This is a genomic window from Gordonia sp. ABSL11-1, from assembly GCF_030315685.1.
GTDB lineage: Bacteria > Actinomycetota > Actinomycetes > Mycobacteriales > Mycobacteriaceae > Gordonia.
Window position 1 is genome coordinate 92,867 of sequence record NZ_JASXSI010000014.1, and the last position, 25,028, is coordinate 117,894.

Annotated in this window: 20 protein-coding genes and 1 pseudogene; 11 read left to right on the top strand and 10 right to left on the bottom strand. The window is 65.0% G+C overall.

Going from position 1 to position 25,028, the window contains the following annotated elements:
• Window positions 1-47 precede the first annotated feature (47 nt).
• Complete coding sequence (locus QSJ19_RS16385; protein ID WP_286321928.1) at window positions 48-683, top strand: TetR/AcrR family transcriptional regulator; 636 nt, start codon at window positions 48-50, stop codon at window positions 681-683.
• A gap of 15 nt (window positions 684-698) precedes the next feature.
• On the opposite strand, the gene QSJ19_RS16390 is transcribed toward QSJ19_RS16385, so the two are convergent.
• On the bottom strand, window positions 699-1,595 hold the full coding sequence (locus QSJ19_RS16390) for a LysR family transcriptional regulator (RefSeq protein WP_286321929.1): 897 nt from the start codon (window positions 1,593-1,595) through the stop codon (window positions 699-701).
• A gap of 99 nt (window positions 1,596-1,694) precedes the next feature.
• Between QSJ19_RS16390 and QSJ19_RS16395 the strand changes: the two genes are divergently transcribed.
• The 3 genes from QSJ19_RS16395 to QSJ19_RS16405 all read left to right on the top strand — a co-directional run bounded on the left by QSJ19_RS16395 (window position 1,695) and on the right by QSJ19_RS16405 (window position 3,704).
• Window positions 1,695-2,471, top strand: coding sequence for an SDR family oxidoreductase (locus QSJ19_RS16395; RefSeq protein ID WP_286321930.1), 777 nt, complete (start codon window positions 1,695-1,697; stop codon window positions 2,469-2,471).
• 16 nt (window positions 2,472-2,487) lie between these two features.
• Window positions 2,488-2,808: a nuclear transport factor 2 family protein gene (locus QSJ19_RS16400; RefSeq protein WP_286321931.1), complete on the top strand. Its 321-nt coding sequence runs from the start codon at window positions 2,488-2,490 to the stop codon at window positions 2,806-2,808.
• 185 nt (window positions 2,809-2,993) lie between these two features.
• A complete protein-coding gene (locus QSJ19_RS16405) occupies window positions 2,994-3,704 on the top strand; it encodes a GNAT family N-acetyltransferase (RefSeq protein WP_286321933.1) in 711 nt (236 codons plus the stop codon).
• Window positions 3,705-3,708: 4 nt separating this feature from the next.
• Here QSJ19_RS16405 and QSJ19_RS16410 read toward each other — a convergent pair whose 3' ends face one another.
• The 4 genes and pseudogenes from QSJ19_RS16410 to QSJ19_RS16425 all read right to left on the bottom strand — a co-directional run.
• A complete protein-coding gene (locus tag QSJ19_RS16410) occupies window positions 3,709-4,950 on the bottom strand; it encodes a TY-Chap domain-containing protein (RefSeq protein ID WP_286321934.1) in 1,242 nt (413 codons plus the stop codon).
• 137 nt (window positions 4,951-5,087) lie between these two features.
• Window positions 5,088-6,449, bottom strand: coding sequence for an MFS transporter (locus tag QSJ19_RS16415; RefSeq protein WP_286321935.1), 1,362 nt, complete (start codon window positions 6,447-6,449; stop codon window positions 5,088-5,090).
• A gap of 73 nt (window positions 6,450-6,522) precedes the next feature.
• Window positions 6,523-7,398 carry a hypothetical protein gene (locus tag QSJ19_RS16420; RefSeq protein ID WP_286321936.1) on the bottom strand — a complete coding sequence of 292 codons (876 nt, stop codon included), beginning with the start codon at window positions 7,396-7,398 and terminating at the stop codon, window positions 6,523-6,525.
• 109 nt (window positions 7,399-7,507) lie between these two features.
• A pseudogene (locus QSJ19_RS16425) lies at window positions 7,508-9,113 on the bottom strand (SulP family inorganic anion transporter); the annotation flags it as partial.
• Between the two features lie 414 nt (window positions 9,114-9,527).
• Here QSJ19_RS16425 and QSJ19_RS16430 point away from each other — a divergent pair.
• On the top strand, window positions 9,528-9,776 hold the full coding sequence (locus tag QSJ19_RS16430) for a hypothetical protein (RefSeq protein ID WP_286321938.1): 249 nt from the start codon (window positions 9,528-9,530) through the stop codon (window positions 9,774-9,776).
• Window positions 9,777-9,800: 24 nt separating this feature from the next.
• Complete coding sequence (locus tag QSJ19_RS16435; protein ID WP_286321939.1) at window positions 9,801-12,125, top strand: TPR repeat domain-containing protein; 2,325 nt, start codon at window positions 9,801-9,803, stop codon at window positions 12,123-12,125.
• 773 nt (window positions 12,126-12,898) lie between these two features.
• On the opposite strand, the gene QSJ19_RS16440 is transcribed toward QSJ19_RS16435, so the two are convergent.
• The 5 genes from QSJ19_RS16440 to QSJ19_RS16460 all read right to left on the bottom strand — a co-directional run bounded on the left by QSJ19_RS16440 (window position 12,899) and on the right by QSJ19_RS16460 (window position 16,450).
• The gene (locus QSJ19_RS16440; RefSeq protein WP_286321940.1) at window positions 12,899-13,381 is read right to left on the bottom strand and encodes an enoyl-CoA hydratase; all 483 of its coding nucleotides are present in this window, start codon (window positions 13,379-13,381) and stop codon (window positions 12,899-12,901) included.
• A gap of 36 nt (window positions 13,382-13,417) precedes the next feature.
• Window positions 13,418-14,680: a hypothetical protein gene (locus QSJ19_RS16445; RefSeq protein ID WP_286321941.1), complete on the bottom strand. Its 1,263-nt coding sequence runs from the start codon at window positions 14,678-14,680 to the stop codon at window positions 13,418-13,420.
• A gap of 48 nt (window positions 14,681-14,728) precedes the next feature.
• Entirely contained in the window at window positions 14,729-15,229 is a 501-nt protein-coding gene (locus QSJ19_RS16450; protein ID WP_286321942.1) for an enoyl-CoA hydratase, read from the bottom strand.
• Between the two features lie 74 nt (window positions 15,230-15,303).
• A complete protein-coding gene (locus tag QSJ19_RS16455; protein ID WP_286321943.1) occupies window positions 15,304-15,792 on the bottom strand; it encodes an enoyl-CoA hydratase in 489 nt (162 codons plus the stop codon).
• A 97-nt stretch (window positions 15,793-15,889) separates the two neighbouring features.
• Window positions 15,890-16,450: a DUF1990 domain-containing protein gene (locus QSJ19_RS16460; protein ID WP_286321944.1), complete on the bottom strand. Its 561-nt coding sequence runs from the start codon at window positions 16,448-16,450 to the stop codon at window positions 15,890-15,892.
• Between the two features lie 93 nt (window positions 16,451-16,543).
• Between QSJ19_RS16460 and QSJ19_RS16465 the strand changes: the two genes are divergently transcribed.
• The 5 genes from QSJ19_RS16465 to QSJ19_RS16485 all read left to right on the top strand — a co-directional run bounded on the left by QSJ19_RS16465 (window position 16,544) and on the right by QSJ19_RS16485 (window position 25,027).
• Window positions 16,544-17,839 (top strand): lipase family protein, encoded by a 1,296-nt coding sequence (locus QSJ19_RS16465; RefSeq protein ID WP_286321945.1) that lies wholly within the window; start codon window positions 16,544-16,546, stop codon window positions 17,837-17,839.
• A 228-nt stretch (window positions 17,840-18,067) separates the two neighbouring features.
• Window positions 18,068-20,695 carry an ABC transporter ATP-binding protein/permease gene (locus QSJ19_RS16470; RefSeq protein ID WP_286321947.1) on the top strand — a complete coding sequence of 876 codons (2,628 nt, stop codon included), beginning with the start codon at window positions 18,068-18,070 and terminating at the stop codon, window positions 20,693-20,695.
• Between the two features lie 5 nt (window positions 20,696-20,700).
• Entirely contained in the window at window positions 20,701-22,443 is a 1,743-nt protein-coding gene (locus tag QSJ19_RS16475) for an ABC transporter ATP-binding protein (protein WP_286322017.1), read from the top strand.
• Between the two features lie 267 nt (window positions 22,444-22,710).
• The gene (locus QSJ19_RS16480; RefSeq protein ID WP_286321948.1) at window positions 22,711-23,250 is read left to right on the top strand and encodes a MarR family winged helix-turn-helix transcriptional regulator; all 540 of its coding nucleotides are present in this window, start codon (window positions 22,711-22,713) and stop codon (window positions 23,248-23,250) included.
• A gap of 238 nt (window positions 23,251-23,488) precedes the next feature.
• On the top strand, window positions 23,489-25,027 hold the full coding sequence (locus QSJ19_RS16485; RefSeq protein WP_286321949.1) for an aldehyde dehydrogenase: 1,539 nt from the start codon (window positions 23,489-23,491) through the stop codon (window positions 25,025-25,027).
• The last annotated feature ends 1 nt before the right edge of the window (window position 25,028 follow it).

Genomic DNA, 25,028 nt, shown 5'->3' on the forward strand with positions numbered 1-25,028 from the left:
GCTTACGCAATATTGCGGCAACGCAAAATGTTTGCCATGATGGTTCGGTGACCACGAATCAGGCGGGCTGGCGAGAGAGAAAGAAGCAGGCCACCCGTCGCGCCCTGGGTGAGTCGGCACTACGACTGGCGTGCGAGCTCGGGCCGGAAAACGTTCGGGCCGAGGACATCGCGGAGGCCGCGGGCGTTTCGCCACGGACATACAACAACTATTTCCCCAGTCGAGAGCACGCGATCGTCGCGGGTCTCACCGCCGACCGGGAGGCACGCGTCGCGGCAAGGGTGGCCGTGCGGTCGCCGTCCGTCCGCCTGTTCGATGCGATCGTCGATGCAGTGGTCGAGATCTACACAGACCCGACCGAGCATCGTCGCGACGCGCTGTTGCTGGTGGCCACGCATCCGGAGCTACGGGAACGATTCGTGAGTTCGACGAGCGCCATGGAGTACCCGCTCGAGGCCGTCATCGACGATCGCCTGGAGAACCGCGCGGGGGGCACGTCCCGCGTGCTCGCCGCGAGCGTGGCTGCTGCGGTCCGCATCGCGCTCGACAGGTGGCTGCAACCTGCCGGAGACCCTCCGTCGCCGACCGGTCTGGTCGCAATCTCAGGTGCGCTTTCCGACGGACTCCGTGAATCATTGCTTCCCTTGGCCCCCGCACTGGACGCCGCGGAGGGTCTCGTGTGACCAGCCGACCGTCTGTCAGGACGGCGATCCGGAGATCAGTGCGGATCGGGTATCGGAGTGTGTGTGCGGCAACCACATCGCCTGTACTGGCGCCAACGGTGGGTCGACGAAATCGATGGACTTGACGGCGCCTCCCTGGATGTCGCCGGCCGGGTCTGTCACGAACGCGCACGCCTGCGGGTAGCGCTGGACCGCGGTGAACGGCGGCGTGCCCTGGATCGGGTTCACGATCAGCGTCGGCTCGAAACCCTTGCGCCGACAATACGACACGAGGAAATCGGTGTAGAACGATCGTCGCTCCGGTGCCCAAACGACGATCGGGGTGTCGGCGAGATCGTCGGCGGTCACCGAATCCTTCGCGGCGAGTGAATGATCGGCGACGACCGCGATGCGCAACTCGTGGTAGGCGAACACCGCCGACGCGAGGTTTGGTGGTGAGTCGACCCCACGACGCAACGCCACGTCGATCTCGTTGGCGAACAACAACTCCCGCAGCTGGCCGGGGAAGACTTGCCGTGCGGTGATCGGCTGGTCGGGGTGGGCGGCGATGGCGGGTGTCAGCAGCCGATAGACCTCCTCGCCGGAGATGGCGGGGGAGTGGCCGACGACGAAGGGTTTGGGTGCACCCTGCGCGACCTCTCGCACGGTGCCGATCAGCGCGGCGTTGCCTGCGAGCAACGACTTGGCGCCCGCGTACAGGGCGTCTCCCGCCTCGGTGAGATGCAACTTGCGACGACTCCGGTCGAAGATCGAGACGCCGATGTCGCGTTCGAGCTGGCGGATCGACGCCGACAACGCCTGCTGCGTGAGGAACAGCCGCTGCGCCGCAGCAGACAGCGTGCCCGACTCCACCGCCACCACGAACTGATGCAACCGTCGGGTGTCGAGGGTCGATGGGTCCGCGTCGGTCATGCCTCTCCTCGCAACCACACGTCGATGAACAAACACAACTTGTGCTATCACCATACATAGTCGATTGACGTTTGTGAGTAGTGCTCGAAGACTGGAGTCATGACCACGAACGAGCAGACCGCAACCCAGACCCGACTCGACGGCAAGGCCGCGCTCGTTGCCGGCGGGGCCAAGAACCTCGGACGACTCGTCAGCCTCGACCTGGCCGGACGTGGCGCCAACGTGTTCGTCCACTACAACAGCGACGCCACCAAGTCCGCTGCCGACGACACCGTCGCCGAACTCAAGGACTTCGGCGTCGAAGCCGCCTCCTATCAGGCCGATCTGACCACCGCCGCGGCGGTGACCGACCTCTTCGACTCCGCTGCGCGGGAGTTCGGCGGGATCGACATCGCGGTGAACACCGTCGGCAAGGTGCTCCGCAAGCCCATCGTGGAGACCACCGAGGACGAGTACGACTCGATGTTCGCCATCAACTCCAAGGCCGCCTACTTCTTCATCAAGGAGGCGGGCAAGCATCTCGAGGACGGCGGAACGATCATCACCCTCGTCACCAGCTTGCTCGCCGCCTACACCGACGGCTACTCCACCTACGCCGGCGGTAAGAGCCCCGTCGAACACTTCAACCGCGCCGCCTCGAAGGAGTTCGCTGACCGAGATATCACGGTCAACGCCATCGGACCAGGCCCGATGGACACCCCGTTCTTCTATCCTCAGGAGACCCCGGAGCGGGTCGAGTTCCACAAGTCGCAAGCCATGGGCAACCGGCTCACGAAGATCGAGGACATCGCGCCGATCGTCACCTTCCTGTGCACCGACGGACGGTGGATCACCGGGCAGACCCTGCTCGCCAATGGTGGATACACCACCCGCTGACCGAAAGGACCTCACGATGAGCGAGACATCCACTCCCGTCCAGCGCCTCCTCGACGCCGTCAATGCCGGTGACACCCACGCCTTCCTCGCATCGTTCACCGAGGACGGGTTCGTCGACGACTGGGGACGCGTCTTCACCGGCGGCGACGCTATCAAGGGGTGGAGCGACAATGAGTTGATCGGCAAACAAGCCACATTGGCGCCCACGCAGGTGACCGGCGAGGGCGACTCTGTCACCGTGATCGCCACCGTCGGCGGCAACGGATTCAACGGCCCGTCGACGTTCACGTTCGGTGTTCGTGGGGATCAGGTGAGCGGGATGACGATCCGCGAGTGACGGATGACCGATGGGCGCACACGAACCGGTGACGCCAATCGTCCCCCTGACGCCGCACCGAGGGACCATTCCGGCGGCGGTTGTTCAGGGGGACGATTCGCCATCGCAGCAGAGCACCTTGCGTGCCTCGGGCCCGATCGGGGTTCGCCGTCGAGCCGTCACACAGCTGACGGCACAATCGAGAGATGACCGTCGACGACCACTGTGGCAGCCGCTCGGATGAGCGCGTCCTCGACAATCCCGCGTACGCCGCGCTCACCGGTCCGCAGGCCCACCTGGCCGAACGCCGTGGTGACGTGTTGCGTTATCCGTCGGACATGTCGCCGTTCCTCACCATCCCCGAGCATGCGTCTGCTCAGGTCTGGGAGGACGTCGCCGCGCTCGTCGGCGCCGGGGGCGTCGTCCCGCTCGCGGCGATCTCGGTGCAGCCGCCCGATGATTGGGAGGTCGTGATGGACATCCCCGGAGTCCAGTTGGTGGACGACGGTGTGCAGGCCGCCCCCGATCCTGACGCCGTCATCCTCACCGTCGACGACGTTCCCGAGATGCTGGATCTGGTCGCACGCACCCAACCAGGACCCTTCCGCCCACGCACCATCGAACTCGGCACCTACCTCGGACATCGCCGCGACGGAAAGCTCGTCGCCATGGCCGGCGAGCGGATGCACCCGCCGGGATGGACGGAGATCAGCGCCGTCTGCACCGATCCCGCCTACCGTGGGCAGGGACTCGCCACGAGGCTGGTTCTCGCTCTTGCGCAAGGTATCCGGGAGCGCGGAGAGATGCCGTTCATGCACGCCGCCGCCGACAACACGCACGCGATCGGGCTCTACGTCTCGCTCGGGTTCCGTCTCCGGCGGCAGGTCACCTTCGCCGCCGTCCGCGTGCCGGGCTGACCGCTCAGCTCTCCGAGCGGCTCGCCAGTTCGATCGCCTGTCGAAGAAGCCCGCTCATGGCGTCGAAGAGGCGGAACATGTTGTCGTACAGTTCGATCTCGTCGTCGGGCTGGCCTGGTCTGTCGGTGTGGGCGGACGCCTGCCAGTCTGCGGCGGTCGTCTCGGCGGCCGCCAGGTACTCACGCAGCCGCTCGACTTTGCCGCTGGTCAGATGGACGATCCGGTCCGGGGTGAGCGGGTCGGCCAGATGCATGTCCACCAGGGTCTGCAATCCGACGGGCAGACCGTTGTGGTTGCAATCGTGCGAGCCCGGGGGGCCGGGATTGAGTTGACGGATCATCGACGGACCCGCCTCGTTGAGGAAGTGTCGCCAGTCGGTGAGCGCCGACGACACGATCCGCGGGTGGAACACCGTGCAGTCGACGACGCGCTGCGCGTAGACGTGATCATGACTCACGGTGAACGAGATGTTCTGCCAGAAGGCCGAATGCTCGATGATGAACCGGCCGAGCAGTGCGGGGTCGATCAGTCGATGAGTCAACGTCGTCGTGAAGACGAGCTTCAGACCCTCGTCTGTGACGAAGATTCGAGACGGTGCAAAATCAATGTGCGGCAACTCGATCAACCCGTCGACCATGGTGACGTCCCGCTGCAAGTCTGTCGACACCACCGTGTGCGCGAGGTCCAGAAGGCCATCGGCACAGCAGGGAATGATCCCGATCTCGGTGGTCAGCGGTTCGTTGTCCGACTCGGCATCGGCCGGCGCGTTCACATCGGCCACCGCCGCCAGCGGGCGCGTCGGCCGCTCGTTCGGGGCGTCGACGGGCGGCTCATCGGCAGGTAGGAACGGATCGTGAGTGGTCAGCTGTGACGGCTGGGAGATCCCGCAGGTCTCACGCAGTGTGCGGGTGACCAGAGCGGTGAGATCGTCCAGCGCGGTGCGACCGACGTCGCGGACATAGACCCACTTGCGCGGCAGATATCGCCAGCCCATCTCCTCGAGGGTCTCCCTGCGCTGCCGAATCGTCGCGACGTCGGCGATCGGGAACGCCTGTCCGCCGATGCTGCACCGAACACGACCGGACCCGGTGACCCGGAACTCCATCAGGGAGCGGAACGTCCCGGTGTCGGTCCGGGCGATCTCGACGAACTCATTGCGCTGCAATCCCGTCAATCGGCCGGCCAACCGCGCCGCATACCCTTCCCAGGAGTCATCGGGTGAAGGTTCGAACAGATTGCTGGACATGACAACTCCAATTCTCCGACCGACAGGTCGTGGTGTCGATCGCGGTCGACGACGCCACAGCACGAACCCTAGTCATCTACGGAGACATCACGACGGTGTCGTCGGAGTTGTCCACAAGCGCCGTCCACCTGTGGAATTCAGTGGGTGCGATCCACCCGCGCCGGGAGCATCCGCCCCGCGACCACGGCGGCGGTCAGCATGACGGCCGCGGTCACGCCGAATCCGATCGCATTCGCGACACCCGCCGACGACGCCGCGGAGGTGATGATGCCGAACACCGCGAGCCCGATGATGCCGCCGAGTTGGCGCAGCATCGCACTCGACCCCGACGCCTGACCCCGAACTGACTCGTCGACGGTGCCGACCGCAACGGTCGTCATCGGACTGAGCAGCAGTCCGATGCCGGTTCCGGCCGGAACCAGGCCGATGCACAGCGTGACCGTGCTGTCGGCGGCGAGACCGATCCCGACCACGGCGGCGCCTACGGCGATCGCCACCGAACCCCACACCGCGATCCGGCGTGGCCCGACGTCGTTGAAGTGCCTTCCCGCCCACCGGGTCGCGATGAGGAGCGGCGCCACGAGTGGCAGTAGCGCGGCACCGGCAGCGGCCGGCGACAGCGACAGAGCGGTCTGCAGCGAGATCGCCGGATAGATCGTGAGCACGGTCATGGCGAAGCCCAGGCAGGCGAGGACGACGACCGATGCGGCAAAGATCCTGTCGGAGAACACATGCAGATCGAGGATGCTGTCGCCGCGACGCAGTCCGCGTCGGACGAACACCACGATCGAGATGACGCCGACCGCCATGCTCATCCAGATGATCGGCGACCCGACGCCCCACGCCGGCATCTGTATCAGCCCGAACGACACCCCACCGAGCCCGGCGCTCAGTGACAACACACCGAACAGATCCCAGTCGGGTCGCGTGATCGGCGACCGCGGCATGCTCGATGACAGCAACAGTCCGATACCGAGCACACCGACTGGAACGTTGATCAGGAATCCGACGCGCCAGGAGAGGAACTCGGCACACAGTCCACCGACAACCGGACCGACCGTGACCAGTGCCTGGCCTGAGCCGGTATAGATCGCCATTGAGCGGGCACGGCCGTCGGGTGGGAAGGCGGCGAAGATCAGCGCAAGGGTGGCGGGCATCAGAACTGCCGCTGCCACACCGGCGATGGCGCGCGCGGCGATCAGCTCGTACGGGCCCAGCGCGACACCGATGACCAGAGAGGCTATCGCGAAACCGGCCATCCCGGCGATGAATCCGCGCACTGGTCCGACCGCGTCGACGACACGTCCCCCGATCGGCAGCAACACCGCCAGTGTGAGGAGATAGGCGGACACCGTCCAGGTCTGATCGGTGGCGGTCAGATCGAGGTCACTCCGCATACTCGGCAGCATCACCCCGACGATGCTGGAGTCGAGCACCAGCATCGCCATCGCCGAGGTGGCGGCGAGCAGGGCTCGTCCTGAGCTGTGCTGATCGGTCATCGGGTCCTTTGGGCAGCGGATCGGAGGAACCAATCCTGCCCTGTGGGTGCCCGAGAATGTCGCCGACCGTGCCCTACTGTTCGTCGAGCGTGCCCAACCCGGACCCGGTCGGCGAGTACTTGGACCCGGTCGGCAGGAGGGCCGGTACCGGACGATGGCGATTCGTGATTGCCTGGTGAATCACCTCGTTCGCCTGCTCGACGACGGTGCTGAAGCTCGCGGCTCCCGCATCCCGCGCGCGGGCGATGTTTCCGTTGGTCGCGAGGTCGTCGGCGGCGTCATCTGCTGCAGACGTCGCGCCGACCATGAGCATCTCCGGCGCCCGGAACAGCACGGCCGAGCCCACGTCGATGGCGTCGAGAGCAGCTGCTTGCGCGGGGGTGGTCGGCGACGCGAGTTGCGGAGGGTCGACGACGACGGGCGCATGGAGTGCGTCGAGGATGCGGGAGCGCGCGGTGTCGGAGGCGCTGCCGACCGCTCTCGGCGCCGAACCGGACTGCGCGGTGTCGGCGACGCGCAGCATCTCGACGACGGCCACCTCCAGCGCGTTCTGTGCGCGTGGCAGCACCAGGTCCAGGTCATTGCCGATGATGCCGGTCATCGCTGAGTTGGCCGGGGCTGTCGCCGACGCCAAGGCGATGCCGGCGGATCGGTCGACGGAGTGGGTGCGGGCCTGCGCAACGGTGAACACTCCGGGGGCGCGCACGACGGCGACCGGGACGTCGATCACGAGGTCGACGATGTGCGGACAGATCAGCGAGCAGTAGGTGAACTGATTGGCGACGAAGGCCGCGGCGAGGGCGCCGGGTGGCGGCGGCATCGGCCGCTGGATCGCGGAGTGGTGAACGGTCACAACAGGAGTGGCGCGGGCAGCGGCCGGGACGGCGAGCACGCCGAGCACCGCGACCGATATCGCCGCCAGCGTGCCGACGCGAAGAGACCATGACATCTCCGACCTCCGGTGTCAGTGCGGGCTGGTCGGTCCGAGTGTGCGCATCCGATGCTGAAGGTTGGCTGAATTCCTGGAAACCCGACGTCAAGAGGAACGGCGGCGTGTCGTCGGAATCCGGGCCGATGTCGGTGCGGAGGTTCCCGGTGATCGAGTCGATCTTGGCTCCCGTCGTCGGCGCGAAGCGGGATTCATCGAATCGGATACGCCTGTCGACGGTGAGTCGATAGCGAGTAAGCTGTTCGCGGACAGGGTCTTTCATCTCGGCCAAGACCAGAGTTATGTCGTGTGAGGTCAGGTAGTCGTCGAGTTCGACCAGTTCGTCGACGGCTGTGGCATCGATCTCGGTGATCGGCTCGGCTGCGAGGATCACGGTGTGGAGTGCGCGGCCGGCCGCACGGTGCCTTGACGACCTCGGCGCGGACGTAGTCGTCGAACATGCCGCCGTTGGCGAAGAACAGGGGAGTGTCGAACCGGAAGATCAGGACGCCGGCGATCCGCTCCGCATCGGGGTGGCGGGTGACGTCGTGGTAGCCCCGCACTCCGGGCACACGGCCGAATACGGTGCGATACGGTCGCCAGGCCTGATTGTCGAAGGCGATGAACGACAGCCCGATGGCCACCAGGGTGCCCTGCAGCACCCCGATCAACGCGACGCCCAGGAAGGTGGCGATCGACAATGCCGCCTCGACCCAGTTCAGGCGGAAGAGCTCGACGACACTGCGGATGTCGATGAGGGAGATCGCCGCGGAGATGACCACCGCGGCCAGCGCCGCCGACGGCAGGTACTCGGTGATGCCCGGTGCCGCGAAGATGAACACCACGAGCAGCCCTGCGCCGATGAGCGGCGCGAGTTGAGATTTCGCGCCGGCCTGTTCGGCGACCGGGGTTCGCGACGACGACGCGGAGATGGCGAAGCCACTCAGGAACCCGGTTGCCACATTGCCAGCGCCGACGGCCGCCATCTCCTGATTCCCGTTGACGGTGGTGATCGCTCGCGCGGCGAATGTGCGAGCGAGAACACTGGTGTCGGCGAAGGCGATGAACGCGATACCGACAGCGGGTCCGATGAGATTGATCGCGTCGTCGACGGTGATACCACCCAGTGCGGGAGTGGGGAATCCGCGCGGCATGGCGCCCGCGACGGACAGATCGTCCTGCCAGCCGAAGACCGCGACTGCGATGATCGCGCCCACCACCACCGCCACCAGTACTCCGGGAATGGTCTTGCGCCAGAACTTGAGTCCGAGGATCACAGCGAGCGAGACGTTGCCGATAGCGGTTGCCAGCCAGTCGATCTCACCGTTGGCGATGCCCTTGACGATGTTGACGGCCTCCTCGACGACCGAATCTCCCTCGACGCTGAAGCCCAGCAGTTTCGGCAGCTGGCTCAGCAAGACGACCAGCGCTATGCCGTTGAGGTAGCCGATGCGGATCGGTTTGGACAGGAGGTCGGTGACGAATCCGAGTTTCAGCAGCGCGCCGACGATGAGGACGATGCCCACCTCGATCGACAGTAGTCCGGCCAGCGCGATGCGCTCGCCGTCGAACGCGGCCAACGGGATGATGGCGGCCGCGATGATCGGCGCGAGCGACGAATCGGGGCCGAGTACCAGAATCCGCGACGGGCCGACGAGGGCATACACGATGAGCGGAATGATCGTCGCGTAGAGGCCCGTGACCGGAGGCAACCCTGCGACCTCGGCGTAGCCCATGCCTGCAGGGATCAGCAGTGCGGTGAGGACGACGCCGGCGACGATGTCCCCGCGCAGCCAGCTGCGGTCGTAGGAGCGTAACGTGACCAGGCCCGGGAGGTAGCGGGCCAGTCGGGTGGGGGGCCGGGGGTGGCATGGGCTGATCAGACCACTTTGTGCAGTTCGGAGCGGTGGTTCAGCGAGCAGACACCTGCGGGCGGAAACAAATCTGGAACTACCCGGAACCGAAAGTGTCGCGCCTGCGTCCTATATTCAAGTGTGGGCCGAGCCGTCGCGGCGTCGGATAACGGGGGCGGGGACTGAATGACTTCACCGAATGTCAGGGTCGATCCGAGTGAGCTGGAGGCAGCAGGCTCAGCCATCGCTGGTTTCGGGTCGTCCGTGCGTGAGCTGGGATCGGGATCCTTCAGTTCGATGGCGTCGGTCATGCCCGGCATCGCCAGTCCCAATGCTGCAGCCGGTGCCTTGGCCGGCTTCGAGACCGCCGAAGCAATCGGCCACTCTGATGAAGCGGTCCGCCAGGCATTGTCAACGATCACAGGTCGGTGCGACCAGTTCGCCGGCGCGCTGAAGGTCGGAGCGCACGCCATCGTGTCGTCTGAGGCTATCGCTGCGCGGCAACTACGGTCCGTCGGCGATCTGAACGAGCCCTCTGGGACCTGATCCATGACTCGAATGACGCGTGGCGTGGTCGAACGTGCCGACGTGAGCCAACTCGGCTCAGTGGCCAACTCGCTGAGACCCGTTGGCGATGGAATCAGTCGGGCCGCGGATAACGTTCATCGGACCATCCACGGACTCGACTGGACCGGGCAGGCCCGAGTAGAGGCCATCGGTCGCGCCGACAGCGAGAAGTCGCAGATGTATGGAGTGAGTGGTGCTGTCACGAATCTGCGAACCGCCCTGACAAACGGACAGTCGGTGATGGCGCCGATGGTCGACTCCCTCAAATCATCGGCGCGAAACCTGGAAGCTGCGAGCTACGACGTGGCGGACAACTGGACGGTGACCGACGCGTACAAGTACGGATTGGCGGAAGCTTTCGCAGCCGGTGACAAGGATGAACAGGCCCGGATCGAAGAGCTGAAACGGCAGCGCGCCGAGGAGGCGCGCAACGCGACCGTACGTTTGACGCGGCTCGCGCAGGACTTGGAGGCAGCTGATACCGCATGCGCGAACGCGGTCCGCGGCGCCAATGAGGAGATCACTGCGATGGCGCCGATCGGCGCGGGGCTGGTCGGCGGTCAGGCCGCCGGAGATCTGAAGGCCATGCGGGCCGGAAGCATGACACCAGAACAGGCCGCGAGGCTCAGGGCTGCAACCACGTTGACACCGCAGCAACTGGAGGAGCTGCGGGAGGGGCGGCCCGCCTTCATGTCCCAGGGCCAGTTCGACTATCTCAAGTCGCTGATGGGTGAATTCGACGGTGTGAGTCTGCAGGAGATGAAGGACATCGATGAGCGCAATCCAGGTGCTCTCGGGGATGCACTGAGGCTGATGTCGATACCCAATGTCCATACTGTTGGAGGCGAGTCCGGAGGAATGAATCGCCTTCCTGTCGGAGTGCAGACTCTGTTGCGAGAGAAGGCAGTTCGGACTGACACGGTTGTAGCAAACGGGCAGTTGAGGACATTCACCGATATCCCTCGACTGGACGACTTCAAGGCTCTGAATGGGTTGCTCGGTGATGGCAACCAGGGACTCAGACTCGGCGCCGACATCGATCGCGGCCTATTGAAGCAGGCTGCCGAGATCGGCGGGAACATGTCCCCACGGGGAGCCGACACCAACTACGGGAACTATCACCACGCCATCGACGCATCAGAGCTCAGAGAAACTGTCGATGCGATGTTCCAGAATGGTGCAGGCGACCACCAGGCCGTTGCGGACTTCCTCACCGGTGACAACATGGACGTGACTGTCACCGCTGGATCGCACTACAACGCGGACGACCACATCTGGGACCTGATGACCACGAAGTGGGAGCCTGACGAACTCGGAGCGAAATCTGTGATGAGTTGGTTCGGGGACTCTGCCGGCGCGTCAGGGCACGAAGGCGTCGCCGCCGGGCGCTCGATGGAAGCACTGTCGGACTTCATTGTTCGGCATGAACATCAGCTGACGAAGTTGGACCTCGGTGACGACCAGTACACGACCTTCGGGCAACGAAATCCCGAACTGGCTCAAGCCATAGCTCGCAGCGCCGCGCCGTACATCGGCAACTATTTTGGACTGCCCGATGACATGTTGGTCAATCACACGGTCGGACCGCTCGGCAAGGAAGGTGACTTCGCCAGCCTGCTCAGTGTCCTCGGCACGGACGGTACCGCGGGCGAGATGATGGTCCGTAGTTCGTCCGCGTGGGAGAACCACATCGCGCACGAGTTCGGCGACGACCCCCGTCAGTCGGGTCTGGGCGTGGCGGCAGGGCAGATGCATAGAGCCGTCGAAGCCGGTATCGATGATCTCGACACCACTCTCACCGACAATCATCAGTGGAACGAGAACGTCGACTTCAATGCGCGCGGCGAGAAGATCGACGGGGTTCTGGCTCTTCTCCAAGGCAGCGGAGTGCCTGGCCTTTCAGACGCGGCGACGATCGCCGGCCCGGCGATCAAGGGTATGGAACTTGGTGACCCACCTGGAGATCCGCGGGAGATCAAGCCGTGGAGTTCGCAGATCGAGAACTACAGGGATACACATCAGCAACTGACCACAGGCGTGCCGAGGTCCTACCTGATGATCGAGCCGTTCTTGGTAGATCATCCAGAGTTAGTCGACAGGAATTGGAATGGCGATGGTAAAGGACCGATCGACTTCTTCGACTCCAATGGTGATTTGGATTGGAACACTGTTGTGGAGAACAGGTCTCGGTTTACGACTTTCTACGACCAGAATCTGGGTGTACTCGATGACAACTTCAACGAGAATACGACCTCATTGGTCGGTGGTTCGCAGATCGACTTGTCCAAGGAACCTGAGCCCAACGATTCACGCCGACCGCCGAGCTAACTCGATGCTTCGTATCATCAATATCGGAACAGCAGCTCTCTTAGCTGTCACGCTCACGAACTGTTCATCAGGACCGGCGAGTGAGAAGGACCAGGTCCAGTCCTCCAGTTCGTCAGTGCAGCCGGGTCAGGAGTCGAATCTTAAGCTGAGAACCTCATGGGATGGGGGAGCGGCTAGAATCGACTCACCCGACTCCACATTCCTGCGCGCCGCATTTGAATCCGACTATCGGGTGTGGATCAGCGGTGATTTCGCTGAAGCTTTTCCTGGCTACAGACCAGCTCTTGATGACACGAGGATTCTGAGCACCTACGACAGCGGTGGGGGGTATGACCTGGCATACTCCTACAGTCTTCGATTGCGGATTTCTCGCATCGATGCACAATCTGATGGTTCCGCTCTGGGACGTATCTGCACGATGGAGCGATTGCGCCTCCCAAGTCCATCGAACAAGATCACCGAGTCAGGTCCTGGAATGGTGTTCATCCACTACGAGCGCGTCGGGGCTGTGCCTCCAGCACATCAACGCGGCCCAGCCGTGGTTCCCAGCGAGAACGTGTTCGGTGGCTGGAGGATCACAGAGATCGAACGTTCTTGGGAAAACGGTGATCTGACCAAGCCCGACCCCCGCCAAGAGTGCGGACCGATGGACCCGCCACCAGCTTCAGGCCCTTCGCGTCCTGGTTGGCCAGCCCTCGCTGGCAACTAGGGCGGCGTGACGCAGGTGGCAATCGCGCCCCGGCGTGAGCCGCCGTAACGCCGCGATCGTAGAGCTATGGAACCAGGACGTATGCACCCGTTCCGTTTCCCTGCGCCACCCGCGGAAGACCGACGGTGTACGGAATGACTGAGACGAGCGCCAGACCCGAGCCGGTCACGATGTCGCGAGTGACATTCTGCCCGGCCTTCGGCCCGAATGCAGCGAGGATCGGGGTCTGTTTCATGAAGCTGTTTCCGCTGGTCTGATTGATCACCAGCAGAACTCGACAACGCGGATTCCTCGTCCACGACGAGCCGTCACCCGTGAACCCGTGCGAGGTGAGCGATACGCGAACCACGCCGCGTTTTCCCCTGGGCGCGAACATCTTCAGATTCACGGCGCCACGACAGTATGCGTGATCTCCGAAGGTGCCGAAATCCTCGCCGATGGTGGTGAACTTCGGAATCTGGGGTTCGGCTGACGACGAACCGGCGCCCGTCCACGTTATCGCGAGTGCAACAATCGATGTAAGAACGGTAGGCAGAGCCCGTTTCATAGTTTCTCCTCTACTTAGCGCAAACTTTCAGCGGACCTAGCGGCCAGTTTCCTGTGGCCACGACACCTCACCGCCAGGCACCCCCGACTCGATCTGCCCACTCCGCTGCTTGGTCAAGGCGCGAGCCGAGTCCTCACCCTGCTTTGCTGCGCCGCCCAGGAGTCCATAGGGTGCGAGTGCCTGCTCGACACTCCACTGGGCTTTTCTGCCACCGACGTCGAGGGTGACATCACCTCGTTTGTTCACGATGTACTCGACACCGGGCAGACCGGACTTGCGGGCATCGTGCGACGACAGCTTGTACTCGAACTGATTGCCATCCGGATTGGGGAGCGGGTTGCTTTTCGGAGCGTTCGGATTTCCTTGCTTCCACGGTTCGCGCGGGTCGGCACCTGGGTCCCCGGCGCCCAGTGCATAGGCGAGTGCTCCGCCCGCTGTTCCGCCGATTGCGGCCCCGAGGGCAGCGCCGGCAGCGCCAACTCCTACCGCACCTGCAGCGGCTCCAACTCCTGCACCGATCGCGACGCCCGGACCGACAAGTGCTCCGGTCCCGTAGGACATTCCGTAGCCAACCGCTGCGCCCACTCCGGTGCCGATGATGGCGCCGCCAACGCCGCCCAATACCGCGGCCGGAATCCCCAACGTGACCGCCCCCGCGGTCCCGCCCGTCATCACGCCGATGATCGTCGACGCCGCCTGCCGCGACGCCTCGTCCGCCGGCACACCCACCGAGATCAAGCCCTGCGCGATCTTGGCCTCACCGTAGGCCGACCAGGCGTTGACGGAGTTGACGTCCTTGTCGGACATGCCTTTCGGGATATCGGCGACGAAGTTGCCCACGCGGATCTTCTCCGGCGGAGGCGCGATCGGACGCACCGGGGCCGTCGGCTTCGGCGCCGACAGCGGCCGATTCGGCACCGGGTTGTAGGCATTGTCGTACGAGGGCGCGGTGTAGGAACCCGGCTCCACATACGGCTGATAGGGCGCCTCCTGCGGCGGACCCGGAATCGAACCCGGGCCGGGCGAATGGATCGGCGCGACCTCGGGTTCGGGCGTGGGTGTGGTGCCGCCCTGTTCCGGCGAACCCGGACTCGGCGTCGGACTCGTGCCGCCCTGCTGCGGGGCGGTGTCACTAGGACTCGTCCCACCCTGCTCGGGAACGGCATAGGCTGCGCCAGAACCGATACCGGCGGCGATGGATGCGGCAAGCGCCGCCGAGGTCATCGCCAGCCGCGCGGGTGTGCGGCGATCGGCAGCAGGTGCATTTCGATGGCGAGGACGTTGGGTGGGTTGAACCATGTCTACGGGCTTTCGGTGGTAGATGATGAGCAGGCTGCGGAACCGGTTTCAGGGCACGATCATGTACATCCCTGTGCCGAACGACTTCGGCGTGCCCTTCCCTTGATTGAGCGGAGCAGTTCCGACACCGAGGTCGACTACCCCTGAGCCAGTGAATATCTCACGAACATACTTCTGGCCGGGGCGCGGCCCGAAGGAGACGGGAACGGAGACCCACTCGTAGGGTACGGCCGCACTGATCACGAAGTAGTTGAGGTTGAATCGGCAGTTCGGGTCACGCTTCCAACCGGGACCATTACCAGTGAAGCCGAACGAGGCGACCGTGAGTCGAACGACGCCACGTTTGTCCTTCGGGGCGACAGTGCCCAGGTTCAGCGAACCGCGGCAGAAGTCGTGGTCGCCGAAGGTGCCGATGTTCTCGGTGTACTGAACGATCCTCGGCAGCTGTGGTTCAGCGTGGGCAGAACCGCTATCCACAAACGCGAGCGCTCCCACAGTGAGCGCGCATACGAGCGCACAGATTCCTCGCATACTGATCACGACCCCCATAGTTTGTGTAGCTGTCAGAACGTTCCGCGGAACGTCGGGAACTGGTAACGGATGCGCTCCGCACTCGACCGTCGTCATGGCACGACGGCGAGAAACCCGCTGCCGCCGTAGGACTGCGGAACACGGACGGGCTGATTGATCGCGTATGTACCGACGCCGAACGAGCCGGGCCCGGACCCTGGGTGAAGTTCGCGCACGATCTTGCTGCCGGGGCGGGGACCGAACGACACCTTGGAGAAATGCTCGCGCCCCAGCGGGTACTTCGCGCTGATCTCGCTCATGTACAGGAGAAACCGGCAGTTGGGGTCGCGCTTCCACCCGGGCCCGTTGCCGGTGAAGCCGTACGAGGTCAGGCTGACTCGTATAACTCCGCGCTTTCCTTTGGGAGCGACGACTCCGACGTGGACCGCGCCGCGACAGTAGTCGTGGTCACCCACTGTTCCGAAGTTTTCGCTGTACAGCGTGATCCGCGGCAACTGCGGCTCCGCCGCCACCCTCCCGGCCCCCAGTAGCGACAAACCAGCCGTCGCCATCACAACGAGCAGCACCACAAGCTTGCGCATGAGAAATCGATCCCCCCACCGACGTCAACGACGGGAACAATCTACCTGGGTATGGTTCTGGTGCAGCGCTGTCGTTCGGCTGAACGACAGCTCCTGGTCACTGCTTCAGCGCACCCAGATACCGCCGCGTGACAACCTTCTGCGCCACCCGACCGATCGGTCCACCCGCCCGAGCGAGCAGGGTGTGCGGCCTCGAGAATGCCGTGACCGTGAAAGTGACTGTGCCGTCATGGTCTTGCCCGACCAGGAACCGCTCCTCGCCACACTCGGGATGTCCGGGCAGGGTGCCGTAGGAGAAGCCGGCACGGCGGCCGTCGTCGAACACCTCGACCACGCGGACCGGTGCCCGGAGCCCGAGACGCCCGATTCCGATGGTCACGACGGCAACCGCACCGTCGACGACCCGCGGGTCGGAACTCGACACCCCGACACCCGCACCGAGTTGAACCCGCCACGTCAGGACGGATTCACGGGCGCGGTCGAAGCACGGACCTCCGGTGCCGAGGCGCACCGTCTGGCTCAGGTGGTGGTAGCCGGCGGGGAGTTGGCCGCCGGTCCCGCCGACCTCGGGATACGTGAGAGGGGCGGCCCGCAGACGTGCTGCGGTGTCGTCGTCGAGCGGACGCCATCGTCGACCCATGTCGCGATTCAACCCCATTCGACCGGAATGGTCACCCCGGCCTGGTCGTTGAAACCAACGTGGACGAGCCGGATGCGGCTCCGGCCTGGAATCCTGGAATCGAGGTGCAGAATGACCGCACAGCTGGAGACACCGATTGACGCAGTCGACAGCGACCTGATCCTTCCTGCGGACGACCCCTTCTACGACGCACCGGACACCCTCGACTCGTTGCGTCCCGGCGAGATCATCCGCACCCGCCAGGTGGAGCTCAAGGACTACTGGGCATCACAGCACCGCAGCCGAGCGTGGCAACTCCTGTATCGATCGTCGGACTTGAACGGCGTACCCGACGTGGCGACGACCACGCTGGTGCTTCCACGAAAGCGCGCTCCCAAGAGCACCTTTCAGCTGCTGTCGTTCCAATGCGCGATCGATGCGGTCACCTCGCAGTGTTTCCCGTCGTACGCGCTTCGCAAGGGGGCCGACTCGGCGCGCACCATCGCGCCGTTCGAGTTCCTCGTGGTACGACGCGCCCTTGCCAAGGGATGGGCGGTGTCCATTCCGGACCATGAGGGCATGCTGGGGGCCTGGGGAGCGCCGCGCGAACCGGGCTTCCACACCCTCGACGGCATCCGCGCGGCCTTCGCGTTCGACGACCTCGACGTCGCCGACGACACACCCGTCGGACTATGGGGCTACTCGGGTGGCGGAATGGCGACCTCATGGGCAGCCGAGATGGCCCCGCAGTATGCCCCCGAACTCAACCTCATCGGCGCGGTCCTCGGATCACCCGTCGGCGACATGGCGTCGGCGCTGATGCGGCTCAACGGCGGCCTGCACGCCGGCCTCCCGATCATGGCGATCGCCGGGCTGCGGCGTGTGTATCCACAGCTCGACAGGGTGATCGACGATCACGCGACGGATGCCGGCCGTCGACAACTCGATGAGATAGCCGCCCTGCCCACGCTCGACGCGATCCGTCGATTCCGGCACCACGACATCGACGACTTCCTCGATCTCCCGCTCGCCGACGTCTTGGCCCAACCCGAGATCGTCGAGATGATGGACGACCTGCAACTCGGCAGCCATGCGCCCACCATCCCTTTGCTGGTGGTGCAGGCGGTGCACGACGAAGTGATCAGCGCCGACGACGTCGACGGACAGGTCGCGCGGTATCGCGATCGCGGTGTGCCGGTGACGTATGTGCGCGATCAGCTCAGCGAGCACTACTTGCTGTTGCCATTGTCGGGCCCGTTGGCGGTGTCGTGGCTGTCGCACCGGCTCGAGGGCCGGCCGGCGCGCGACCACACGGTCACCGCGGTCGCGGGACAGCGTGGGCCGCGGTGGGCGAAGCGGCTGGTCAGCGTGCGCACCGATGTGAGCGAGACGTCTGCCGACGACGGAGGCGAGCACTCGGCGGCGTGACACCGTGCCATCGATCGGAAACCGCGCGACGGGTGCGGCCTGACCGCCGGTCACTCTTCCGGCACACCGATTGGCCGGAGTCACCCGAGTAGGGACTACCCCGGCAACTTAGGCCGCACTAACCTGATGTCGAACCAGGGGTGGCTTCGGTCCCGCGCGTCGGACGAGCGCGAACGTGTGTCGGTCAGGCACCGCGAAGCCACTCCGGAGCGAGACCGGAGGGTGCAGATGGCTGGACGGGGATTCACCGGCGCGGTGATGCGCGCATACGGTGCGATCGACCACGTGGCGACGAGGACCGGGTCGGTGCAACTCACCGATCATTGTGTGCGGGTGCGGTTTCATTCGGACACCTTGTTCGACGACCTCGTGTTCGGGCCGACGAGCTGGATTCGGGCGTGGTTCCCGGATGACAAGGGCAAAGAGTTCCAACGCGGCTACACCTTCGCCGAGGCCGATCCGGAGACAGGCGATTTCGCCATCGACTTCGTTCTGCACCAACCAGCCGGTCCCGCGTCACAGTGGGCCAAGGAAACCGACGTTGGCGCATCCATCGAGATGACCTCGATGAGTTCGTCACCGTTCGAGATTCCCGACGAGAACCGTCCGGCGGGGTACCTGCTGATCGGTGACTCGGCCTCCCTCCCAGCCATCCGCACGATCATCGGCATCGTCCCCGACGACCTGCCCATCGAGTTGTATCTCGAAGAACACGATGTGCTCGACCGGGACCTGCCGCTCGCCGAGCATCCACGGCTGCGGATCCACTGGGTGAAACGGGCCGACGCCTCGTCGGTCGCCGCAGCTCTGGAGACGCGCGACTGGTCCAACTGGTACGCCTGGCTGGGACCGGAGTCGGCGTCGCTCAAAGAACTACGCAAGCGGATCAAGGAGTTCGGCTTCCCCAAGTCGGAGATCCATGCGCAGGCCTACTGGGTGCAGGGCAAAGCGATGGGCAAAGAGCGCGATCCCGACGCCGAAACCGCCGCGCCGGAGGTCGAGACGATCGAGCCGGAGATCGTCGCCGACGAACCCGAGGCGATGATTGCAGCGAGCACCACCGGCGACCTCCCGACGCAGGGCACCTGGCGCGCTGCCGGCGCCGGCCGATTGCTGGGACCACTGAAAGGCACACTCATTGCCGGTGGCGTATTGCAGGCCATCGTCACGCTGATTCAGCTGGCCCCATATCTGCTGCTGGTCGAACTCGGGCGACGTCTCCTCGGCGGCGCCGACTCGTCGGAACTCTGGCTCGTGGGCATCGTCGCCGTCGTGTTGCTGGGACTCGGCACCATCCTGGAGTCGGCGCTGCTGATCTGGCTGCATGCCGTCGACGGTTCGTTCTCCCGTGACCTGCGACAACGACTGTTGACCAAGCTGTCTCACCTCCCGCTGGGGTGGTTCACCGACCGCAATGCGGGCAGTATCAAGACCCTCGTCCAGGACAACACGCTGTCCTTGCACTACCTGGTGACACATGCGGTGCCCGACGCGGTGGCGGCCGTGGTGGCACCGGTCGCGGTGCTCGTGTACCTCTTCGTCGTCGACTGGCGTATCGCGTTGTTCCTGCTCATCCCGGTGCTTGCCTACATCGTGACGCTGGCGCGGATGATGGTGGTGTCGGGGCCCAAGATTCCGCTGGCCCAAACCTGGGCCGAACGAATGAACGGGGAAGCCGCCGCCTATCTGGAAGCGCAGCCGGTGATACGGACGTTCGGCGGGGTGATGTCGTCGCGGTTCCGCCACAACCTCGACGGCTACCTCTCGTTCCTCAACAACTGGCAGCGTCCGTTCATCACAGCCAAGACCGTGATGGACCTGATGACGCGGCCCACCACCTTCCTGTGGCTGATCGCGGTGGTCGGCACCTTCTTCGTGGTGTGGGGATGGGCGGAACCCGTCGACCTGCTGCCATTCCTCCTGTTGGGCACCACCTTCGGGGCCCGACTGCTCGGAATCAGCTACGGCCTGCAGAGCCTCAAGACGGGCATGATCGCGGCCCGCGACATCCAGGAGACCATCGATGCCACAGAGCTGTCGACAGCGCCGATCGAGACCGTCGACGACGATGCCGGCGCGGTCGTATTCGATGACGTGACCTTCGGCTACCGGCCAGACACCCCAGTGCTCCGGGGCATATCACTACGGCTGGAACCGGGAACCGTGACCGCGCTTGTCGGTCCGTCCGGGTCCGGTAAGTCGACGCTTGCCGCGTTGCTCGCCAGATTCCACGACGTCGACTCCGGTGCGATCCGTATCGGAGGCCGTGACATTCGGTCGCTCGAGTCCGATGAGCTGTACCATCAGCTCGGATTCGTCTTGCAGCAGACCCAATTGGTGCATGGGACAGTGGCGGAGAACATTGCGCTCGCCGTCCCCGACGCCTCACGCGAACGGATCGAGGCAGCGGCCCATTCCGCCAACATCCACGACCGGATCCAACGGATGCCGGGGGGCTACGACACGGTCCTCGGCCCCGATGCAGCGCTGTCCGGTGGCGAACGCCAACGCCTCGCCATCGCGCGTGCACTGCTCGCCGACGCCCCGGTGATCATCCTCGACGAGGCAACTGCTTTCGCCGATCCCGAGTCGGAGTATCTGGTGCAGCAGAGTCTGAGCCGTCTGGCCGCCGACCGAACAGTGTTGGTGATCGCGCACCGACTGCACACGGTTGTCGATGCCGACACCATCGTCGTGCTCGACGGCGGACGGATCGTCGAAGAAGGACGCCATAGCGACCTGGTCGAGCGCGGAGGTCGATACACGGCCCTGTGGGAATCACTGGAGCGGGATGTAGACGAGCAGCGGGTACCGGTAGGGGCCAAGCACAACGAGACGGCAGGAATCGACCGATGATCGCGATGATCCGTACTCTTCTCGCGCTACTGCCGTCTGAGTCCCGGCCCGCGATCAACCGGTTCTTCGGCTTCGCGATCCTGTCGGTTCTCCTGCGCGCCGTCGGCGTCGTGATGTTGGTGCCGCTGATCGCCGGCCTGGTCGACGGTGAACACGGCACCGCACTTCTGTGGCTCGCCGGATTGACTGTGGTCACGCTCATCGGCTGGCTGATCGACGCTGCGGCCTCCAAGGTGGGTTCGCTCCTGGGCTTCACGCTTCTCGACACCACGCAACATCGTGTGGCGGAGCGTCTTTCGCGTATTCAGCTGAGCTGGTTCACCGCCGCCAGTACCGCCACCGCGCGCCAGGCGATCGCCGCCACCGGCCCCGACCTGGTCGGTGTGGTCGTGTATTTGCTGGTGCCGGTGGTCAATGCCGTGCTGTTGCCGGTGGCCATCGGACTCGTGTTGCTCGGGGTGTCGTGGCAGCTCGCTGTGGTGGCGTTGGCCGGAGTGCCGCTGCTGCTCGGCGCCCTGGGGGCGACCGGCGCGATGACCCGCCGTGCCGATCGTGTTGCCGATGAGGCGAATTCGGAACTGACCGAGCGGATCGTCGAGTTCGCACGGACCCAGGAGGCGCTGCGGGTGGCGCGTCGGGTGGAGCCCGAGCGGAGCCTCGCGGGGGCGGCACTCGCCAGGCAACATGGTGCGACGACGCGACTGCTCGCGATGCAGGTTCCGGGGCAGGTGTTGTTCAGCATTGCCGGTCAGGTCGCGTTGTTCGCGCTAGCCGGCGTCACCGCATGGTTGACGGTGCGGGGTACGTTGTCGGTCGCGGAGGCGGTCGCGCTGATCGTCGTTGCGGTTCGGTATCTGGAACCCTTTGCTGCGCTGGGTGATCTGGCATCGGGGCTGGAGAATGCGCGCGCCGTGCTCGAGAAGATCCAGGCGGTGATCGATGCGCCGGTCGATCCGAGTGGCGACGTGTCGCAACGGTTCCTGCTGGCTCCGCGCATCGAGTTCGAGAACGTCGGATTCGCTTACGGTGATTCTGACGAGCCGGTCCTCGACGGTGTGGATCTGGTGCTGGAAGCGGGGTCGACCACCGCGATCATCGGACCGTCGGGATCGGGCAAGAGCACGGTTCTCGGCCTGATTGCCGGCCTCTACACACCCACCACAGGTCGCATTCTGTTCGACGGGGTGGACGCGGTCACTCTCGACCATGACACCAGGCGCGCCCTGACGAGTGTGGTCTTTCAGCAGCCGTACCTCATCGAGGGCAGCATCATCGACAACGTCCTGGCGGGCGATCCGACCGCGTCACCGGAGCGAATCGAGGCCGCGACACGGTTGGCCCGAGTGGACGAGATCACCGGCCGACTGCCCGACGGTGCGGATTCTCGGGTGGGTGAGGCAGGTTCGGTGCTGTCGGGCGGTGAACGCCAACGGATCAGTATCGCGCGTGCGCTGGTGAAGCCTGCGCCGGTGTTGTTGATCGACGAAGCGACCAGTGCGTTGGACAACGAGAACGAACGGGCCGTGGTGGATGCGCTGTCGGTTGACGTCACCGATCGCACCCGCGTGATCGTCGCGCATCGTCAGGCGGGGATTCGTCACGCGGACCGGGTGATCGTGCTCGAGGACGGCAAGGTCGTGGAGTCAGGGACTCGCGAGGAGTTGTTGGCCGCGGACGGACGTTTCGCCACGTTCTGGGACCGTCAGGACGCTTCGGCCCGCTGGAAGCTCACCGACGCCGAAGTCTGATGGAGACGCCGACACGTGACGGAGAACGTAACGCCCACCGTTACGTTCTCCGTCATCTGCCCACCAACTATCGATATCCTGCAGCGCTGAGGACGCCCGCAGTATCTCGCCACCGCGGGATACCGGTGACGTAGGGCGCTCAGCGCGACGCGGACCGGTCGCGGTCCGCGATCACGACGTCGACGCCCAATTGATCCCGGATTCAGACCGACGATGGCGCGTCCCCGCAGCACCAGACGCCTTTTGTGTGGGTAATCTCGACCCATCATGGACGGAGTCGATCAGATCGTTTCCCGGTGGGCCGTGGCGCGCCCTGAACTAGACGTCTCGGCGCTGAAGGTCTTCGGTCGGCTCCACCGCAGTTTCCTTGTGTACAAAGCGCGGATCGCGGCTACCTTCGAGGAACACAACATCACCGATTCCGGGTTCGACGTGCTCGCATGTCTACGCCGAGCGGTTCCTGACCACCGGCTGACCGCGGGTGAACTCGCCGAGCTGACCCTCGTCACCACAGGCGGTCTCTCGCTTCGAGTGAAGCGCCTCGAGGAGGCCGGCCTCGTCACGCGAACCCGGGATTCCGACGACGCGCGGGTGGTCTACGTGACGCTCACACCGTCCGGTGCCGAACTCGTCGACCGGGTGGCCGACGAACATTTTGCGAAGCTCACATCGATGCTCGACGAGCTATCCGACCGGGATGCCGCCCAACTGGCGCGCCTGCTCGGGAGGCTGGAGAAGTCGGCCCGATCCGCTCACTTGGGGGACGGTCTCGATCCGGGCGAGTCGGACCCGATTACCGCCGGCTGACAATCTCGGCGAGAAATTTTTCCAACGTCTCGTGACCGGCGACACACCCTATGTGACCTGCGTCGCTTCCGTTTCAGGCATATAAACCCGGTGTTACAAAACTCTGTTCTGCGGTTTCTGCTGTTGACGTCTTAGCGCTAAGGCTCTACAACTGTCTTAGCGCAAAGATAAAGACCTGCGCGTCAGCCCAGCCAGAGCCACGCAGTCGTCGGCTCGCCCAGTCGGAACGGACCATCGAATGTCACTCGTCGCGAGCACCGAAACAGCGCCCGCCCACACCCGGGCCGGCGTCGATCCCGGCCGCGATCTCCTCGACGAGATCTATGTGGCGGGTCGGTGGGTGACCGGGGCGGGCGAGACGATCGAGTCCATCGATCCGGCATCCGGTCGCCGATTCGCGACCCTCCGCGCCGCGACCCCCGACGACGTCGACGACGCGGTCACCACCGGACTCGCTGCGGCACACGCAAGCGGGTGGACCGCGATGCTCCCGCACGAGCGCGCCGCCGTCCTGCATCGCATCGGCAACGCCGTCGAGTTCCACGCCGACCGCATCGCCGCATTGCAGACCCTCGACACCGGCAAGACCCTCAGCGAGACAAAGGCGTTGGCGTCCAGTGCGGCAAACACGTTCCGCTACATGGCTGCCGCGCTCGAGACCGCCGACGACACGGTCACCACCCCGCGCGGACCGTGGCTGACGATGTCGACCCACCAGCCGATGGGCGTGGTCGGTGCCATCACGCCGTGGAACTCGCCGATCGCGTCGGACGCCCAGAAGCTCGCCCCTGCGCTGGCCGCCGGGAACGCGGTGATCAGCAAGCCGCCGGTGTGGGCGCCCTGGGTGACCCTGCTGCTGGCCCGTCTGTGTGAGGAGGCAGGCCTGCCGAACGGACTGCTCTCGGTGCTCCCGGGCCCCGGCCGGACCGTCGGTGAAGCGTTGGTTCGCCATCCGCAGGTCGCCAAGATCAGCTTCACCGGGGGCACCACCACCGGCCGGCACCTCGCACACGTCGCCGCCGACAAGCTGATGCCGATCACGTTGGAACTCGGTGGCAAGTCACCCACCATCGTGTTCGATGACGCCGACTTCGAACGGGCACTGCAGGGCGTGTTGTTCGGCATCTTCTCCTCCAGCGGACAGAGCTGTATCGCCGGATCGCGGATCTTTGTGCAGCGCAGCATCTTCAATGCCTTCACCGACGAACTGGTGCGACGGGCGGAGCGCTTGCGACTCGGTCCGGGAACCGACCCACGCACCGACGTGGCTCCGATGATAACGCGGGCCCACCGCGATTCGGTCGCCGCGATGGTCGAGGCCGCCGTCGCCAACGGAGCGCACATCCGGTGCGGCGGAAAAATTCCCACCGACCCAGACCTCGTCGACGGAAGCTACTACGCTCCGACGATCCTCACCGGCGTCACCAACGCCGACACCATCAGTCGTGAGGAGATCTTCGGTCCGGTCGGCGTCGTGATCCCCTTCGACGACGAGACCAACGTCATCGCCCAGGCCAACGACACCGTCTACGGATTGGCCTGCGGCATCTGGACTCGCGACTACCGCCGTGCGCTGCGCGTCGGCGACGCCGTCGACGCAGGAACCGTATGGGTCAACACCTACAAGCAGTTCTCCATCTCCACACCCTTCACCGGCCTGCGCGACAGCGGACTGGGCACCGAGAAGGGGCGTGACGCGATACGGCAGTACTCGGACCAGAAGAGCATCTACCTCGACCGCAGCGACGCCCCCATGCGGTGGGGCACACCCCGATAGA